The organism is Nocardioides salarius (assembly GCF_016907435.1).
Lineage (GTDB): Bacteria > Actinomycetota > Actinomycetes > Propionibacteriales > Nocardioidaceae > Nocardioides > Nocardioides salarius.
Genome location: NZ_JAFBBZ010000001.1, coordinates 2,382,304 through 2,399,339 on the forward strand (window position 1 = coordinate 2,382,304; position 17,036 = coordinate 2,399,339).

The following is a 17,036-nucleotide window of genomic DNA, read 5'->3' on the forward strand; positions in this document are numbered from 1 at the left end:
CGGTGGCCATGCTCACGGTGACCCCGACCCGAGGACGCCTGTGAGCACACCTGACAGCCCGACCCCTGACCGCAAGCCGGTCCCGCCCGTGCTCTACCTCCCGGTCCGTCCGGGGTCGTCGGCCGAGGAGCCCGAGGTCGAGATGCGCCGGCTCGCCGACGGTCGGGTCGCGCTGCTCGTCTACACCGCCCTCGACCGGCTCGCGGCCTGCTGCGGCCCTGCCCAGCCGTGGGTCCTGTACCGCACCGACCAGCTCGGCGAGCTCGGGCGGACCTCGCCCTACGACGTGGTGGCCATGGACCAGCCGCTGCCCCGCGAGCAGTGGCACGGCGCGGAGGCCGCGCGATGAGCGACATCCGCATCAGCGACGCCGACGCCCGCGTGGTGGCGGGGCTGCACGAGACGGGCGCCGAGGGGATCGAGGGCACCGCCCCGACGCTGCCCGGGTCCGTCGACGGCGGCCTGGCCAGCGGCATCCTGGGCACCATCCTCGCCCAGCTGGTCTCCGACGCCGACGACCTGGCCCTGGCCAACCGGGGCACGGCGGGCGTCCTGCGCGCCGTCGCCGCCGACTTCTACGGGACCGACCAGGAGGTCGGCGCCGAGTTCACCCGGATGCAGACGGACGTCGACCCCGGCGGGGACCACCCGTGATCGACACCGGGGTCGAGGGGAGCGCCGCGTCGGTCCGCTCCGCCGCGACGTACCTCAGGTCCACGTTGCGGCAGGCGGTGGACGCCGCCGGCGACGACGCTGCCACCGCCCGCTCGCGCGCCCTGGCGACCTGGGACGGGCAGGCGTCGGTCGCCTACCGCGGCTTCGCCCGACAGCTGGTGCAGGCCGCCGACGAGCAGGTCGACCACCTGCGCGAGGCCGGTCAGCGCTTCGATGCCTACGCTGGTCGTCTCGAGCGCCTGCAGGAGCGGATGGCGTCGCGCCGGGGTGAGGCCGCCGCGGTGGGCCTCACTGTCGCCGGCGAGGTCATCGAGCGCCCGGCCGACGCGGTCGCGCCCGCCGACCTCGGCCCGGGGCCGACACCGGCCCAGTCCGACGCGCACGCCGACCGGGTGGCAGCGTTCCAGCAGCAGCTGACGAGGGTCGAGACCTACAACCGGCTGCTGGGCGAGGTGCAGGCCGACCTGAGCGAGCACCAGCAGTGGATCGAGGAGCGGTTGCAGGGCTTCTGGTCCGACGTCCACGGGCCGAGCCTGGCGACCGTGGTGACCGACGTGCTGGGCAAGCTGCCCGCCGCGGTCACCGGCTTCGGCATCGACGCCCGGACCCGCGCCCTCAAGGAGGCGGCCGAGCGGGCCCGGGTCGAGGGAGCCCGTCTGCGCGACGAGGCGCGGGAGGCCAAGGCGCAGCGTCGCTCGGGCAACCCGGCGCGCCGCGCGGCCGGCGAGGCCGTCGACGTGCGAGGCAACCGCGCCGCCGCACGCGGGCTCGACGCCCTCGCGGAGGGATCCGAGCGGGTGGTTCGCCGTCTCCCGGTGATCGGGACGATCGCCACGCTCGGGTTCGCCGGATCCGAGGTCGCGGGCGGCGCGTCTCCCTCGACGGTCGTCGTCGGTGAGGTGGGCGGGGTCGTGGGCGGGGTGCTCGGCGGAGCCGCGGTCGTCGGGGGCGCGGCGCTCCTCGGTGTGGGGGCGCCCGTGATCGCCGTCGCCGCGGGGGCCGCGGTGGTGGGAGTCGGCGTGGGCCTCGCCGCGGAGTACGCCTACGAGAGCTGGGTGCCCGACGAGGTCCGCGACAAGATCGACCAGGGCCTCGAGGACTTCGGCAGCGGGGTCGTGGACGTCGCCGGGGACGTCGGCGACGCCCTGACCTTCTGGAACTGAGACGATGCGGTCCGTGAGCGCCACTGACGACCGGACGGCACACCGACAGGTGGTCCGGCTCCCCGTCGGCCACCGATCACTGCCCGCCCTGCCGCTCGGGCGCACGATCGGCACGCACCTGCTCGTGGGCCTGACGGTCGCGCTCGCCGGACTCGGCTTCGTGGCCGGGGCGACGGACGGCTGGGGTGTCCTGATCGCGGTGCAGGCGACGGCGCTGCTCGTCGGAGGCTGGTCGGTGCTGCTGCTCGGCACCCTGCTGCCCGCCACGCTGCACCGCGGACGCCTCGTGGTGCGTCGCCGCCCCGACCGCCTCGAGCTCCCCGGCTCGCGCCTGCTTGCCGGGTTGCTGGTCGCGCTGCTGGCGCTGATCCTGCTGCTGCCGCTCACGCTGCTCGGCTCCTGGGCCGCCCGCGGGAGCCTGGAGGGGTCGGCGGGGGCGGTCGTGCTCGCGCTGGTGCTGCTGCCGCTGGGCCTCCCGCTCCTCGTGCAGGTGCTCAGCGGACGGCTGCGGGCCCCGTCGCTGGTGCTCGACGCCGACGGCGTCACCTCGCGCAGCTGGCGCAGAGCGACGGCCGTGGCGTGGGCCGAGCTGGCCGAGGTGCGCCTCGTCGCCGACCCCGGGCGTCGGCTGGTGCTGCACGCCTCCACCGTCGCCGCCCGTCGTACGACGCTCGGCGCGGCCTCGACGTCGCTCGGAGCCCGCACGGTCGGGGGGCCGGTCGTCGCAGCCGACGAGGTGTCGGTGCCGGTGGCGTTCCTGGGCTCCGACGCGACCCTCGTCGCCGACCTGCTCGAGGCATGCCGCACCGACCCGACCCGCTGGGCCGACGTCACGACAGGGCCCTGAGCACCTCCTGTTCCTCGGCCCGGGTCAGCCCGGTCACCACCGCGTCGGGGGTGGCCCGCAGCCACGCCAGCGTGTCGGTGGCGGTCTCGCCGACCGGTCGCACACGCAGCCCGGCGTCGCGCGAGGGTGTCCAGTCGTGGGCGAGCATGCCGTCGTACGCCGGGCGCGGCAGCCACAGCGGCAGCGAGCGCGGGCCCATCCAGGGCGCCACCCCCGCGGCCTCGAGCGTCTCGTCGTCGGCCCACACCCAGCGCGGCGTGGCGCCGACCCCGGCGGCCACCTCGTCGAGCAGCCGGCCGAGCGGCATCGCGGGCCCGACCCCGTCGAAGACGCCGGTCAGGCCGCGTTCGGCGGCGTCGACCAACCAGCGGGCCAGGTCGCGCACGTCGATCACCTGCACCAGGTCGTCGGGCGACCCGCCGGCCAGCACCGGCTCTCCGTCGCCGGCTCCGCCGAGCCGTGCCGGCCAGTAGGTGAAGCGGCCGGTGGGGTCGCCGGGCCCGACGATCAGCCCGGGCCGCACCACGCAGGCCTGGCCGGCCTCGTCGAGCACCGCCTGCTCGCAGGCCACCTTCAACGGCCCGTAGGCATCGGGCTCCTCCCGCAGGTCGGCGTCGTCGCGGGGCTCGCGCAGCGGCAGCGTGCCGGGCCGCCCGCCGGGGGTGGCGTCGTCGGCGTAGACGTTGATCGTGGACACGAAGGTCCAGCGCGCCCCGGGCCACGCCGCGACCGCCGCCCGCACCCACGACGGCGAGCGCGCCACGTCGACCACGGCGTCGTACGCCGTCGAGGTCAGCTCGTCGGGGAGCCCGGCGAGCCGGTCGACGGGGACGTGGCGCACGCCCTCGGGCACCGACCCGGACGAGCCGCGGCAGGCGGCGGTGACGTCGTGGCCGCGCGCGACCGCCTCGAGCGCCACCGCCCGCGAGAGGAAGACCGACCCGCCCAGCACCAGGAACCGCATGGGGCCATCGCAGTGCATCGGGGTCGCCGGCGCAACGGACTTGTCAGCCTTCTCCTGCGCTTGATGGGTGGTGCAACCCCTGACAAGCGCAGGAGTCCCCGGCCGGCCGGGGACTCCTGCAGCCGCCGGCACTACCCCCGCGCCGGCGTCACCGCTCCCAGCAACCAGTCGTCGAAGAACCCGGCGAGGTCGCGCCCGGAGCGCTCCGACCACCACGCGGTGAGCTCGTCGTACGACGACGTGGAGTTCTGGTGCTCGGCCGGCCAGGCCCGCACCAGCTCGAAGAACAGCTCGTCGCCGAGGTCGCGGCGCAGCTCGTGCCACATCAGCGCGGGGCCGTAGTAGATGTTGGACTCGCCGAAGGTGGCGGGGTCGTAGTCGGCGGGCGGGCCGGCCGCGGCGCGCTCCTCGTCCTCGAAGGAGGCCCAGTAGTCCATCAGCTGCTCGAGCGTGTAGTCCTCGTGCTCGACCTCCCACATGCCCTGCAGGTACATCGCCATGCCCTCGTTCATCCACACGTCGCGCCAGTCCGCGGGCGTCACGTCGTCGCCCCACCAGTGGTGCGCGAGCTCGTGCACGACCACCGCGGGCGAGGTGGCGTAGTCGGTCATCCCGAGCGTGATCATGGTCTGGGTCTCCATGCCGCTCTCGCTGTCGACCAGCAGGATGCCCAGGGTGTCGAAGGGGTAGGGGCCCAGGATCTCCTCGAGCCAGGCCAGCCCCTCGGGCGTCGGCGCCAGGGTGCGCGCGAGGCGCTGCCGCTCACGCGGCACCCAGTACTGGATCGGCACCCCGCTGGCCGAGTCGTCCTCGGTGAGCACGTAGTCGCCGGTCGCGATCGTCATCAGGTACGACGCCGCCGGCTCGGCCAGGTGCCAGGTCGTGGTGCGCAGCCCGTCGGCCTCGGTCGTGTCGACCAGCTCACCGTTGGCGACGCCGGTGAACGGCTCGGGCACGGTCACGGCGATGTCGTAGAGCGCCTTGTCGGAGGGGTGGTCGTTGACGGCGTACCAGGTGTAGGCGCCGTGCGGCTCCTGCATCGTCCAGGTCGAGCCGTCGGGCATCGTGGTCCAGCCGTTGGTGGCGAAGTCGCCGCGGGTCGTCGGCGCGGGCACCGGCAGCGGGGTGCCCTCGAAGTCGAGTGCGAGCTCGTAGCGCTCGTCGGCCTCCACGTCGGCGACCACGACCAGGTCCTTGCCCTCGTGGCGGAAGTCGGCCTCCTCGCCGTCGACCGTGACCGAGCCGACCCGCAGCTCGGGGCTCAGGTCGAGCTGCAGCTCGTCGTCGTCCTCGGTCGAGCGCAGCAGGAGCACCTGCTGCCCGGTCAGCACCTCGGCGTCGGGGTCCCACGCCAGGTCGAGGTCGTAGTGCAGCGCGTCGACGCCGGGGTCGCCGATGCGCGGGTAGACCGAGTCCTCGACCGGTTCGCTGAGCGCGACGTCGAGCGCCGGGTCGTCCACGCCGTCGTACGCCGCCGCCCCGGCCGCGGCCGGCACCACGAGGGCCGGTGCCTCGGCGCCGGCCGGCCGCTCGAGCAGCGGCTCCTCGGCCGTGCCCGAGCAGGCGGCGAGCGCCAGGAGGGGGACAGCCAGCAGCGCGCGCCTCACGCGTCGTCCCCGCGCAGCAGCGGGCGGGCCAGGCGCCGGCCGTGGTGGATCTGGGCCTTGACGGTGCCGAGCGGGGCGTCGACCAGGCGCGCGATCTCGTCGTAGGGCAGGCCGTAGACGTCGCGCAGCAGCAGCGGCTCGACCAGCTGGGGGTGCTCGCGCTCGAGGGTCTCCATCGCCTCGAGCAGGTCGAGGCGGGTGCCGGCGATGACGCTGGTGGTGCGCGGGTCGGGTCGCTCGAGACGGCCGCCGCCCTCGGCCTGCGGGTCGGCGGGCACGGCCTGGTTCCTCATCCGGCGGTAGGTGGTGCGTGCGCTGTTGACCGCGACGGCGTGCATCCAGGTGGTGAAGCGGCCGCGTCCGGCCCAGCCGCCGATCTTGCCGGCGATGTTGATCAGCGCCTCCTGGCAGGCGTCCTCGGCGTCGGCGGAGTGCGGCAGCACGCCCTGGCAGACCCGCAGCGCCCGCGGGCGGACGGCGGTCAGCAGCTCCTCGAGGGCAGGGCGGTCACCGGCCTGCGCCCGCCGGGCCAGGTCGTCGATCTCGTCGGCGTCGTACGCCCGCGGTGCGCCCACTGGTCTCCTTTACCTCCATGGCCCATCATGCCTGGGTGTCCACCGGCCAGCGGATCCCCCAGCGCCTCGGCCGCTACGCCGTGCGCCGGCGCATCGGCTCGGGCGGCTTCGCGACCGTGTGGCTGGCCTACGACGAGCACCTCGACTCCCCGGTCGCGGTGAAGGTCCTGGCCGACAACTGGACCGACGACGCGCAGGTGCGACGCCGCTTCCTCGAGGAGGGACGCTACCTGCGCCGCGTCGAGTCGCCGCACGTCGTGAGCGTCTACGACGCCGGCGAGCTCGACGACGGCCGGCCCTACCTGGTGATGTCGTACGCCGACCAGGGCACCCTGGCCGACCGGCTCGAGATCGACGGGCTCAGCGCCGCCCAGTCGCTCGAGATCGTGCGCCAGGTGGGCTCGGGGCTCGCCGCGCTGCACGCGCGCGACATCCTGCACCGCGACGTGAAGCCGGCCAACGTGCTGTTCCGCACCGTCGAGGGCGAGGTCCGCGCGATGCTCGGCGACCTCGGCCTGGGCAAGGCGCTCGACGTGTCGTCGCGGCTGACGATGGTCGCCGGCAGCCCCTCCTACGTGGCGCCCGAGCAGGCGCAGGCCGAGGCCCCCGACGCCCGGGCCGACCAGTACTCCCTGGGCGCGGTCGCCTACCTCCTGCTCGCCGGGCGACCGGCCTTCTCCCACGCCAGCCTGCGCGCCGCGGCCGACCCGCAGCCGCCCGCGCCGCTGGGCGGCGACCTGCCCGCGGCCGTCGACGGCGTCGTACGCCGCGCGCTGGCGGTCGAGCGCGAGGAGCGCTGGCCCGACGTGGAGACGTTCGTGGCCGAGCTGGCCGCGGCGCTCGAGCCGGCGGTGCGCGGGGCCGGGGGCGCGGCGACCGCGCCCTGGCTGCCGGTCGACCCCGAGCTGACCCAGCCCGGCAACCGGCCCTCGCTGCACGTGCCGTCGGCGCCGCTGTCCGAGCCCGAGCCGCCGACGCGCCGGCGTCGACGCGGCCTGGTCGCCGCGACCGTCGTGGCCGGCCTGCTGGCCGCGGCCGGCGGTGCCTGGGCCGGGCACGCGATCGAGCGGGAGGCACGCCCCGACCTGCGCGTGGTGGGCGACGAGGGCGGCACCCTCTCGGTCGAGGTGCCGGCCGACTGGGAGCGCAGCGTCGGCGGCTCCGGCTGGGCCGGCCCCGACGGCTCCGGCTCCTACGCCGCCCTCTCGGTGGGCACCGACCCGGCCTGGACCGACCCGCGTCGCGAGGCCGAGGGCGTGTTCCTGGGCCTGATGCCCGGCAGCGCCCTGCCCGAGCTGATGCCGACCCACCCCGAGTGCGACCAGGAGCAGTCGCCGGTGGTCGAGGAGGGCGAGAGCCCGTCGGTCACGGTGCTGCACACCGGCTGCGGCGGGTCGGGGGTGACGGTCGAGCGGGTGGTGCAGGTCGCCGGCAACCGGCTGTTGTGGGTGCAGGTGCGCAGCCTCGACCGGGCGGCCGCCAACCGGGTGCTCGACAGCGTCGAGACCTCGGGCATCTGAGCGGGCCGGTCAGCTCGTCCACTCCTCCTGCACCAGCGCGAGCGCCTCGGGGCAGGTCAGCCCCAGGGCGCGGGCGGCGCTGACGTAGTCGGCGACCAGCGCGCGCAGGTCCGGGCTCGGCGTACGGGCCGAGCGGACGAAGGTGCCGCGCCTGCCGTGGGTGTCGATGAGGCCGTCGGCCTCGAGCTCGCGGTAGGCCCGGGCCACGGTGTTGGGCGCGAGCCCCAGGTCGGCCGCCATCTGCCGCACGGTGGCCAGGCGCGTGCCCGCCGCGAGGCTGCCGCTCGCGACCATGGCCGCGATCTGCGCGCGCAGCTGTTCGTACGGCGGCACGCTGGAGGCGGTGTCGATGGCGATGCTCACGGCAGGGTGCTCTCCTGCTGGGGTGACGGCTGCTTCTCGTCGCGGATGGCCACGACCACGACCACCACCGACGCCAGCGTCAGCACCGCCAGCCCCGCGCTGAGGAGGAGGACCGGGAGGGGCAGGTCGCGGATGGTCACGGCCGCGGCGAAGAGGGCGATCGCCGCGCTGAAGACGGCGATGAAGAAGGCCTGGTAGGGCAACGCATCGACGGTCTTGGCCACGAGGGCCCTCTGCCACGCCAGCCCGTCGGGCGAGCTGGCGACCAGGGGGCGGGTCACGACCGCGGTGACGACCCACTGGTGGGCGAGGGTCAGCACGAGGCCGAGCGCGCAGGTGACCAGCGCGCGCCGGGTCGTCGGACCGTCGTACGACGTCGCGATGACCAGTGCGACCACGAACGCGGCACCCGACACGACCGGGGCGAGCCGCAGCCGCAGAACGCGGGAGCGGCTGCAGAAGTCCGACACGCGACGTCGGACCGGGTCAACGGTGCGCCGGGGACCGTCGACGAGGGGCGTGGTGCGGTAGCCGGCCAGGAGCGCCCCCGCGACGGCGCCGGTCATCGACCCGATGAGCACCTCGAACCAGTACCAGGGCAGCTCGCCCCACTCGGGGAACATCGCGACGTGGGCGGCCGTGAGCCCCACGGTCCCACCGATCTGCGGGTAGAAGTAGCGCCGGGCGAGCTGAGGTCGCAGCCACTCACGCACCTCGGGCGTCAGGGGTGCCGGGACGCCCGCGGCGAAGGTCTCGAGCTCGGACTCGGCCTTCTTCCTCCGCACCCTGACCTCCACGACGGCGAAGAAGCCCGCGATGGCGAGGAGTCCCGACACGTACACGACGAATCTCATGGTGTGCTCCCCGGAGTTTGTGTCAATGCTTGACGCAACTGTAGCAGCACAACAACTTTCGGGACCTTGGTCAGGGTCGGACCAGGGCGGATCCCGATGGCCCGCAGCGCTCGGGCGATCCACACTGGAGTCATCAGCCACCACCAGGAAGGAACGCCATGACCGACATCCGTGCCAGCTTCGGCAACCAGGGGCTCGTGCGCCCGCGCGAGGGGAGGATCCTCGGCGGTGTCTGCGCCGGCCTGGGTCGCCGCTTCGGCCTCACCCCGTGGATCGCGCGGCTGCTGTTCGTGCTGATCCTGATGGTCGTGCCGGGCAGCCAGCTGCTGATCTACCCCGTGCTGTGGATCCTGATGCCCGACGAGGACAGGGGGGTGTAGCCGGCGCGGCTACGTTGGCTCGATGGAGCACCGGGGCGTCCTGATCATCGGCGGCGGCAACGCCGGCGTCTCGCTCGCGGCGCGGCTGCTGCGAGACGGCGCCGACGACGTCGCGGTCGTCGAGTCGCAGGCGGTGCACCGCTACCGCCCGCTGCTCAACTACGTCGGCTCGGGCGAGGCGACCATGTCGTCGCTCGAGCGACCCGCGGCCAAGGTGATGCCCGAGGGCGCCACCTGGATCGAGGACCAGGTCGTCGCGGTCGACCCCGCGGGCCCCAGCGTGCGGCTGGCCAGCGGCCGCGAGGTCGGGTGCACCACGCTCGTGGTCTGCCCCGGCCTCGAGGAGGACTGGGACGCCACCCCCGGGTTGCGGGAGGCCCAGGCGGCCGGCTGGGCCGGGTCGACGTTCGTCATCGAGACGGCCCCGGTCGTCTGGTCCGCCCTGCGCCACCTGCGCGCGGGCCGGGTGGTCTTCACGGTGCCGCCCGAACCGGCACCCTGCGGCGCGACCGCGCTCAAGCCGCTGTTCATGGCCTGCGACCACTGGCGCCGCCAGGGCGTGCTCCGCGACATCGAGGTGCACCTGGTGCTCCCCGGCCCGACGCCGCTCGGCCTGGCCGGGCCCGACGGGCGGCTCGAGCAGGTGCTGGCGTCGTACGGCGTGCGGGTGCTGCGCGAGGGTCGGGTCACCGGCCTCGCCGACCGCCGCGTCACCTTCACGACGCCCGCGGGGGAGGTCGAGCTCGACGACGTCACCTACGCGCACGTCGTGCCGCACTACCGGGCGCCGCGATGGGTCACCGAGAGCGACCTCGAAGGGGCGGGCGACGCCGGGCTCGTCGACGTCGACCCCCAGACGATGAGGCACCGCCGGCACCCGTCGGTCTGGTCGCTCGGCGACGTCGCCGACCTGCGCACCCGCCCCTCCGGCGGCGGCCTGCGCAAGCAGGTCGAGGTGCTCTCGCACAACATCACCACCGCCGGCTCCGAGCCCCCGCAGCACTACGACGGCTACACGGTCATGCCGATCACCACCTCCCGTCGTCGGCTGATGCTCGTCGAGGTCGACCGTGACGGGCGCCCTGCCCCCACCGTGCCGTTCCCCGACCTCACCAAGCCGCGGGTGATGACCTGGTACGCCGACCGCTACGGACTGCCGCTGACCTACTTCACGCGCATCCTGCGGGGGAAGGTCTGAGGGCACCGATGAAACGGTCGAGCACGACGGGTCTCAGCCTCATGACTGATCGACGACTGACGAGGCGGGCACGCCCGTGCTGACCGAGGTGGCGACGGGGACCCTGGTCCACCAGAGCGAGCTGCTGCGCAACAACACCGTGGTCGTCGAGGGCCGGAGCGGGGTGCTGCTCGTGGACCCCGGCATCACGTGGGCCGAGATGACCTGCCTCGCGGGTGACGTCGGCGCCTTGGACCGGACTGTGGTGGCAGGGTTCGCCACGCACCCGGACTGGGACCACGTGCTCTGGCACGACGCCTTCGGCGACGTCCCGCGCTACGGCACTCGGCGCTGTGCGGCGCTCCTGCGCGCCTTTCGCGCGCAGGTGGACTGGCGGGACCATGCTGCGGCGGGCCTGCCGCCGGAGATCGCCGAGGACACGCCGCTGGAGCTGTACGGCCTCGTCGAAGGACTCCCCGACGGCGCCGCCGAGTTCCCCTGGGAGGGCCCGCGCATCCGGGTCGTCGAGCATCCCGCGCACTCGCCCGGGCACGCCGCCCTGGTCGTCGAGGACAGCGGGATGCTCATCGCGGGCGACATGCTCTCCGACGTCTTCATCCCGATGCTCGACGAGTTCGGCGCTGACAACGACCCGGTGGCGGAGTACCTCGTCGGACTCGACGTGCTCGAGGAGGCGGCGAGGGACGTCGACGTCGTCGTCCCCGGCCACGGTTCCGTCGCTCGAGGCCACGAGGTGGGCGCCCGGATCGAGCAGGACCGTGCCTACCTGCACGCCCTGCGCGACGGCCGTCGCCCCGACGACCCGCGCCTCGGCGACTCGGCCGAGCCGGGCTGGGAGTGGGTGGGCGACATCCACGAGGGGCAGGCTCGCAGCGTCACTCGCGAGGCGATGCGCCGGCGGCATGTGGACCTGCCGTGAGGAGCTTCCAGGCCACCAGCGCGAACCAGGTGGGCAGGAGCAGCCCGTAGAGCAGGTAGCCGAACCCGAGCACGGGTTGCAGCGCCTCGGAGACGACGCCCAGCGCGCCGGTGACCATGCCGACGTACGCCACCGTCCTGCCGAAGCAGCTGTGCCGCATGAGCGTGGACAGGACCAGGATGGCGGCGGCGGTGAGGACCCCGCCCCAGCCGACTGCGTTGGTGGCGGCGATGAGCGCGTCGGCCGAGCTGACCAGCGCCGCCCGCTCGGCCTCGGTGTCGGCCTCCACGTAGGAGCCGCTGAGCAGCACCAGCCCGCCGTGCAGCGACTGGGGGCTGCTGGCCGTGGCGAGGGCGATGACCTCGGAGACGATCCCGAGGAGGCCGCCGATGGCGGCGACCGACCTGTCGACGCCCTTGAGCGCCACGGCGACGGCGCCGAACACCACGAGCGCGGGCACCGCCAGCCCGACGAAGCAGACCAGCTGGGTCAGGTAGACGACCCGGTGGTCAGCGATGTACTCGAGCAGCTCCCGACCCTCGGTGGGCGGCAGCGGCGCCGTGAAGATCAGCACCACCGGGACCGCCACCAGCAGCACGTAGAGGACCGCCGCGTAGCCCCCGAACCTGTACAGGGTGCTCCAGGACATGTCCGGAGGTTCTGCGTCGCTGCCTGCGGCGCCGCGTGGCCTGCGCGTGGGCTCCATCAGGCATTGTCGACCTGGCCGGGTGCCCTTGGCCAGCGTCGCGCTGCCTCAGCAGCGCCACTTCTCGAGCTTGTGGAGCGGACGCGAGGATTTGAACCTCGACCTCTTCCCTGGAAGGGAAGCGCGCTGCAACTACACCACGTCCGCGGAGCCGGCCTCTGACGAGCCCGGCACGGGTCAACTATGGACTACCGCCAGGACCAGCCGGACCAAGGGGTCCACCTCCTCCGGACGCCGGGCCCAGGACCAGTGCGAGGATGCGTGGATGAGCTGGGGAGATGTCTGGGTCAACGGCGACAAGGTCCGACCCGGGATCGGCGCCACCGGCCCACAGGCGCCGTGGATCCGGGCGGGCGTCATCTCCTCGGAGGAGCGGGCGTTCGTCGAGGCGACGCAGCTGCTGCGGAGGACCCGCGGGGCGCACGCCCGAGCGGTCGAGTTCGACCTCCAGGTCACCTCCGCTGCCGTGAGCAAGGAGCGCGCCGGCACGGGCAAGGCCGTCGTCGGCTTTGAGCCGGACGGCTTGTGGCTCGCGGTGGACGTGACCCCGGCGGGGAGCACTGTCGAGGAGGCTCGCTTCGTGGTGTTCACCCAGCGCGTGCACGTCGTCGCCGGTGCCCGTCGCGCCGTGGAGCGAGGTGCGGGTGGCCGCTCACGAGGGACCATCCGGCTCCGCGGTCGCGCGCGATCCCGTGAGAGCGCCCTCGAGTGGGGCTACCGGCCGACTCGGGACTGACCGAGGGAGTCGGTTTGTGGGCGCCTCGCCGATTGAGCGCGCGACGAGAGAACGGTTTCAATCGCCGGCGGACCGCGTGCCAGACGACCGCTTCGACTGCTCCGATCAGGACCGCGTCGGCCGGGACGCGTCCGCTCCCATGGCTCCGACGACGACCCTGAGTGCGGCGAGGGCAGCAGCCGCTCGTGACACGCTGTGGGAGTGGCGAAGTCTCGATCCATACCCGAACTGGCAGCACGCGCTGAGCAGGTGCTTCTGCCAGTCGTTCGCGCGGGCGCGGACCCCGTCAGCTACGGCTGGTTGGCTGAGAGGATCACCGAACCAGGCGAGGCGCCCCTACCGGCACGGTTGATGGGTCAAGTGCTCACTCACCTTCGAGACCAAGGTGGAACCTGGTCCTGGTCCCCCCGCCTCACAGCCTTCGTGGTCGGCGCAGAGACCGGGAAGCCGGGCGTGGGCTATTTCGTGCCCGAACTGGCTGACGCTGCAGCGATCCGCAACCAAACCCATCAACGAGTCGTGTCAGGGGTCTACGACTCCGGAGAGTGAATTGATCCTTGAGGTGCACGACCTTGGTCGCATTGGGTGTGTGCCTCCCCCTCGGTCGCCGCGGCCGGCTGACGACCTTCACAGCGCGGCGAACGTGAGACTACGCTCGAAGAATGACAGAGCCGATCACCCCGAAGCAGTTGTCGGTGGAGCTGGGCGTCAGTGACAGAACCATCCGCCGGTGGCTCCGGGATCAGGGTTGGCAGAGCGTCCCCTACGCCCGCTGGGAACTGACATCGGATCAGGCGACAGAGGTCCGCGCGCACTTCCAGGGCTGACCTCTCAGACGACCTCTCGCACAGCACGACTCGCGACACGATCGCGGCGGGATGCCGTCGTGCCGATGTCCTCCACAGCATCGATCTGCGACTTCTCTCGAGTGTCGGCGGCGGGTGCTTGGCTGGTCTCATGCTCAAGGACGCGGTGGTGGAGGAGATGTCGGAGGAGGCTGTCCTCGACACCGCTGCCGAGCTCGCGACCGCGGCGCAGCGGGCTGAGGTGGGGTTGTTGCGGGTGGCGTACCGGTGGGCGGTGCTGCACGACCCCGCCCGCCCTGGGGTGCTGGATCCCAAGGTGGCGGTGCTGCCGGGGCGGGAGAAGGCGCGCCAGTACGGCGGTGAGGGCACCGCGCCGGTCAGTGAGTTCGCGGCCGCCGAGCTGGGTGTCCGGATCGGGCGCACCACCCACGCGGCGGCGTCCCTGATCGCGGACGCGCAGGACCTGCACCACCGCCACCCCGTGCTGTGGGCACGGGTGGTGGCCGGGGAGGTGCGGTCCTCCTATGCCCGGTTCGTGGTGACCAAGACCCGTGAGCTGACCGCGCTGGAGGCCGCCTGGGTCGATGCCGAGGTCGCGGAGTCCGCGGACGGCCGGATCCCCTGGACCCGGTTCGAGGCGCTGGTGGTCGGCAAGGTCGCGACCGCGGCACCGGAGCTGGCGCGGGAGAAAGAGGAGCGTGCCCGACGGGCGACGTTCGCGAAGATCGTCGGCAAGCCCGAGCACGGGATGGCCTCGTTCCTGATCCGCGCCCCCATCCCGGTCATCACCCAGCTCGACGCGACCATCGGGGCGCTGGCCGAGCGGCTGCGCGGGCAGCTGCCCGATGACCCGCACGCCGCCGACCCGATCCGCCAGCCGGTCGGCGAGGAGCAGCCCGACGAGGCCACCACGGTGGTGTGCGCCGACGAACGGCGGGTGCTGGCGGTGCTGATGCTCGCCAACCCCGACACCCGCCCCGAGGACCTCGACCTGACCGGGCTCACGCCGAGGGTGGAGATGGTGGTCCACCTCGACGGCCACGACACCACCACCGACAGCGGCACCGGTGGCGTCCCGGCGATCGCGAGGGTGGAGGGCCACGGCCCGGTGACCCGGGAGTGGGTCCGCGAGGTCCTGGGCCCGCACGCGAGGTTCACGATCCGCCCGGTCTTCGACCCACTCGGACAAGTACCCGTGGATGCCTACGAGATCCCGGCCCGACATAGACGGGCCGTGCGCGTGATCTCGCCGGCCGACGTCTTCCCCTACTCCTCCTGCACCAGCAACACGATGCAGACAGACCACACCGACCCCTGGGCGCCCGGGGTGGCCGGTGGGTCGAGCGAGGTCGGGAACTACGGACCGATGACCGCCACCCACCACCGGGTCAAGACGTTCGGACACCTGCGGGTCAAGCAACCCTTCCCCGGCATCTTCCTGTGGCGCGACCGCTTCGGTGCCATCTACCTCGTCGACCCCACCGGCACCCGCCGCATCGACCACGCCGCCTGAGCGCGAGTCGGACTATCGTCGGGCGGGGAGGTGGTCATGCTCGCTCGGCTCGTGGTGGTGCTCGCCGCCCTGGCTGTCCTCGTCACGGGGACCGCCTCGCCCGGCTCCGCCCAGGGCTCGGTGGAGGGGCTCGACGCCGTGGTCGAGCAGGAGATGTCGGCCGCCGGCGTCCCCGGGGTCGCGTACGCCGTCGTGACCGAGGGGCAGCCCACCTCGGTCGGCGCCCGCGGGGTCCGCCGCCTCGGCGAGGACGACGAGGTCACCCCCGACACCCCGTTCGTGATCGGCTCGATCTCCAAGAGCTTCACCGCGCTGGCCGTGATGCAGCTGGTCGAGGCGGGCGAGCTCGACCTCGACACCACGCTCGCCGAGACCCTCGACGAGCTCGCCGACCGGCCCGCCGCCGACGTCACCACCCGCCAGCTGCTCAGCCACACCAGCGGCTTCTCGACGCTGCAGGGCAACGCGTCGTACCCCCGTGTCGAGGGCAGCGACGCGCTGGAGCGCCGGGTCGCCCACCTCGCCGACGTGGCTCCCGCCCACGAGCCTGGCGAGCGCTGGGAGTACTCCAACCTCAACTACCAGCTCCTCGGTCGCGTGGTCGAGGTCGTCAGCGGCCAGCCGTACGACGCCTACGTCGCCGCCCACGTCCTGCGCCCGCTCGGCATGACCCACAGCTTCGTCGCCGACGGCCAGGTGCACGACGAGATGGCGACCGGGCACCGGCCGTGGTTCGGCACGAGGCGCGCGCTGGCCCCGGGCCCGACCGAGCGGGTCTCGGCCCCGCAGGGCGGGGTCGTCGCGAGCGCCGCCGACCTGGCGCGCTACCTGCAGACGATGATGAACGGTCGCGACGACGTGCTCAGCGCCGAGGGCAAGGCCCAGATGATGCGGCCCGCCGGGCCGGCCTCGCCCCACTACGGGCTCGGCTGGTTCGTCGACCCCGGCAGCGGGCAGGTGTGGCACGGCGGCACCACCCCGGGCGTCGAGACGCTCGCGACCATGCGGCCCGACCGGGGCACGGGCGCCGTGGTGCTCGCCAACGCCGGCAGCGGGATCGGGTTCGGCGAGACCACCCAGCTGCTCAACGCCGTGACCGCCACGGCCCTGGACCTCGACTACGACGGCGAGGGCTCCCGCTGGTCGCAGAAGGCGCTGTACGTCGCGCTGCTGCTGCTCCCGGTCGGCTACCTGCTCAGCATGCTCTGGGCGTGGCGCCACCGCGGCGCGCTCCGCGCGAAGTCGGGCGTCGCCGGCCGGTTCAGCCTGTGGTTCCCGCTGCTCACCACCACGGCCGCGGCCTGGGTCCTGCTCTTCCTGGTGCCCCGCCTCTTCGGCGCGCCGCTCGCCACGATCCGCCTCTTCCAGCCCGACCTGGGCCTGGTGCTGCTCGCCGGCGCCCTCACCGGCGTCGCCTGGGCCGTCCTGCGGCTCGCCGTCGCCCACACCGGCCGCACGCGTCCGGCCGAGCAGACCTGAGACCCGGCCTCAGCCCACCTCGCCTCAGCCCACCTCGGCGCTCGCCGCGATGCGCTCGATCAGCGTCTCCATCGCGTCGCGGTCGGCCCCGCGCCCGATCATGCCCAGGTAGTACTGCGCCGTCTCGCCGCTGCCCGGCGTCGTCAGCCACCGCTCCAACGAGTGCCGCCGGTAGCCCTCCGAGACGTAGCTGACCTCCAGGCCGTCGTAGGTCTCCTCCACCACCTCGAGGCTCTGCACCTCCGAGGCCGTGGCCAGCGCCGAGCGCCGCGCCACCCGCGCCGCCGGCACGCTCTGGAAGAGGTTCGCCACCTGGCGCACCCGCAGGAAGTAGAGGTTCTCCGCCGCGTCCGGCCCAGGCGGCGGGTACCAGCGCCACTCGCCCCCCGCCGAGTCGCTGCGCACCCAGTCGCGCGGCACCGCCAGCGACACCGTGAACGGCGGCGTGCCCAGCACCACCCGCCGCAGCGCTACGTCACCGGCCAGGGGCGGCTCGTCGCGGTCCTCGCGCACCAGCACCGGCCGGTCCGTCGGGTACGCCGGGTCGACGGCCACCAGCGGCCGCACCTCGCCCAGCGGGGCCGGCGGCTCGTGGTCGGCGCGCGCGACGGCGTACCCCGCCGCCCCGCCCCCCAGGGCGAGCAGCACCACCAGGGCGGTGGCCGACCCGAGTCCGCGCGCGCTCACGTGGCCACGGTAGACCCTCGACGCCGCTTCGTCGGTGCGGCCGC

Annotated in this window: 19 protein-coding genes and 1 tRNA gene; 12 read left to right on the forward strand and 8 right to left on the reverse strand. The window is 73.8% G+C overall.

Translation table 11 applies throughout. From position 1 onward, the window contains the following. Positions 1–40: 40 nt before the first annotated feature. The 4 genes from JOE61_RS11405 to JOE61_RS11420 are packed head-to-tail and all read left to right on the forward strand — an operon-like array spanning position 41 to position 2,685. Positions 41–349: an SAV_915 family protein gene (locus JOE61_RS11405; RefSeq protein ID WP_193669560.1), complete on the forward strand. Its 309-nt coding sequence runs from the start codon at positions 41–43 to the stop codon at positions 347–349. Beyond that, positions 346–654 (forward strand): hypothetical protein, encoded by a 309-nt coding sequence (locus JOE61_RS11410; protein WP_193669561.1) that lies wholly within the window; start codon positions 346–348, stop codon positions 652–654. Before JOE61_RS11405 ends, JOE61_RS11410 begins: the two co-directional genes overlap by 4 nt. Then, on the forward strand, positions 651–1,838 hold the full coding sequence (locus tag JOE61_RS11415) for a hypothetical protein (RefSeq protein ID WP_193669562.1): 1,188 nt from the start codon (positions 651–653) through the stop codon (positions 1,836–1,838). Before JOE61_RS11410 ends, JOE61_RS11415 begins: the two co-directional genes overlap by 4 nt. A gap of 13 nt (positions 1,839–1,851) precedes the next feature. Further along, positions 1,852–2,685 (forward strand): PH domain-containing protein, encoded by an 834-nt coding sequence (locus JOE61_RS11420; RefSeq protein WP_193669563.1) that lies wholly within the window; start codon positions 1,852–1,854, stop codon positions 2,683–2,685. Here the strand turns inward: JOE61_RS11420 and JOE61_RS11425 are convergent. The 3 genes from JOE61_RS11425 to JOE61_RS11435 form a co-directional block, all read right to left on the reverse strand. Further along, positions 2,669–3,649: a Rossmann-fold NAD(P)-binding domain-containing protein gene (locus JOE61_RS11425; protein WP_193669564.1), complete on the reverse strand. Its 981-nt coding sequence runs from the start codon at positions 3,647–3,649 to the stop codon at positions 2,669–2,671. The genes JOE61_RS11420 and JOE61_RS11425 overlap by 17 nt on opposite strands. Before the next feature lie 131 nt (positions 3,650–3,780). Then, complete coding sequence (locus tag JOE61_RS11430) at positions 3,781–5,256, reverse strand: M1 family metallopeptidase (protein WP_193669565.1); 1,476 nt, start codon at positions 5,254–5,256, stop codon at positions 3,781–3,783. Further along, positions 5,253–5,831 carry an RNA polymerase sigma factor gene (locus JOE61_RS11435; protein WP_193669566.1) on the reverse strand — a complete coding sequence of 193 codons (579 nt, stop codon included), beginning with the start codon at positions 5,829–5,831 and terminating at the stop codon, positions 5,253–5,255. The genes JOE61_RS11430 and JOE61_RS11435 overlap by 4 nt, the downstream gene beginning before the upstream one ends. Before the next feature lie 35 nt (positions 5,832–5,866). On the opposite strand from JOE61_RS11435, the gene JOE61_RS11440 reads away from it, so the two are divergent. Beyond that, positions 5,867–7,351, forward strand: a complete 1,485-nt coding sequence (locus JOE61_RS11440; RefSeq protein WP_307822954.1) for a serine/threonine-protein kinase — start codon at positions 5,867–5,869, stop codon at positions 7,349–7,351. Positions 7,352–7,360: 9 nt separating this feature from the next. Here JOE61_RS11440 and JOE61_RS11445 read toward each other — a convergent pair whose 3' ends face one another. Continuing rightward, entirely contained in the window at positions 7,361–7,714 is a 354-nt protein-coding gene (locus tag JOE61_RS11445) for a GntR family transcriptional regulator (protein WP_193669567.1), read from the reverse strand. Next, complete coding sequence (locus JOE61_RS11450; protein WP_193669568.1) at positions 7,711–8,568, reverse strand: hypothetical protein; 858 nt, start codon at positions 8,566–8,568, stop codon at positions 7,711–7,713. The genes JOE61_RS11445 and JOE61_RS11450 overlap by 4 nt, the downstream gene beginning before the upstream one ends. A 158-nt stretch (positions 8,569–8,726) precedes the next feature. On the opposite strand from JOE61_RS11450, the gene JOE61_RS11455 reads away from it, so the two are divergent. The 3 genes from JOE61_RS11455 to JOE61_RS11465 all read left to right on the forward strand — a co-directional run bounded on the left by JOE61_RS11455 (position 8,727) and on the right by JOE61_RS11465 (position 11,065). Further along, a complete protein-coding gene (locus tag JOE61_RS11455; protein WP_193669569.1) occupies positions 8,727–8,948 on the forward strand; it encodes a PspC domain-containing protein in 222 nt (73 codons plus the stop codon). Between the two features lie 22 nt (positions 8,949–8,970). After that, positions 8,971–10,146 carry an FAD-dependent oxidoreductase gene (locus JOE61_RS11460; RefSeq protein WP_193669570.1) on the forward strand — a complete coding sequence of 392 codons (1,176 nt, stop codon included), beginning with the start codon at positions 8,971–8,973 and terminating at the stop codon, positions 10,144–10,146. Between the two features lie 76 nt (positions 10,147–10,222). Next, entirely contained in the window at positions 10,223–11,065 is an 843-nt protein-coding gene (locus JOE61_RS11465; RefSeq protein WP_193669571.1) for an MBL fold metallo-hydrolase, read from the forward strand. On the opposite strand, the gene JOE61_RS11470 is transcribed toward JOE61_RS11465, so the two are convergent. Beyond that, the gene (locus tag JOE61_RS11470; protein ID WP_193669572.1) at positions 11,022–11,714 is read right to left on the reverse strand and encodes a hypothetical protein; all 693 of its coding nucleotides are present in this window, start codon (positions 11,712–11,714) and stop codon (positions 11,022–11,024) included. The two genes, JOE61_RS11465 and JOE61_RS11470, sit on opposite strands and share 44 nt — an antisense overlap. Before the next feature lie 130 nt (positions 11,715–11,844). After that, positions 11,845–11,918: transfer RNA gene (locus tag JOE61_RS11475), tRNA-Gly, on the reverse strand. Between the two features lie 118 nt (positions 11,919–12,036). On the opposite strand from JOE61_RS11475, the gene JOE61_RS11480 reads away from it, so the two are divergent. The 4 genes from JOE61_RS11480 to JOE61_RS11495 all read left to right on the forward strand — a co-directional run bounded on the left by JOE61_RS11480 (position 12,037) and on the right by JOE61_RS11495 (position 16,305). Beyond that, complete coding sequence (locus tag JOE61_RS11480) at positions 12,037–12,507, forward strand: hypothetical protein (RefSeq protein WP_193669573.1); 471 nt, start codon at positions 12,037–12,039, stop codon at positions 12,505–12,507. Positions 12,508–13,169: 662 nt separating this feature from the next. Continuing rightward, entirely contained in the window at positions 13,170–13,334 is a 165-nt protein-coding gene (locus tag JOE61_RS11485) for a MerR family transcriptional regulator (protein WP_193669574.1), read from the forward strand. 130 nt (positions 13,335–13,464) lie between these two features. Beyond that, on the forward strand, positions 13,465–14,826 hold the full coding sequence (locus JOE61_RS11490; protein WP_193669575.1) for a DUF222 domain-containing protein: 1,362 nt from the start codon (positions 13,465–13,467) through the stop codon (positions 14,824–14,826). Positions 14,827–14,862: 36 nt separating this feature from the next. Continuing rightward, a complete protein-coding gene (locus JOE61_RS11495) occupies positions 14,863–16,305 on the forward strand; it encodes a serine hydrolase domain-containing protein (RefSeq protein ID WP_193669576.1) in 1,443 nt (480 codons plus the stop codon). A gap of 24 nt (positions 16,306–16,329) precedes the next feature. Here JOE61_RS11495 and JOE61_RS11500 read toward each other — a convergent pair whose 3' ends face one another. After that, positions 16,330–16,992, reverse strand: coding sequence for a hypothetical protein (locus JOE61_RS11500; protein ID WP_193669577.1), 663 nt, complete (start codon positions 16,990–16,992; stop codon positions 16,330–16,332). Between the last annotated feature and the right edge of the window lie 44 nt (positions 16,993–17,036).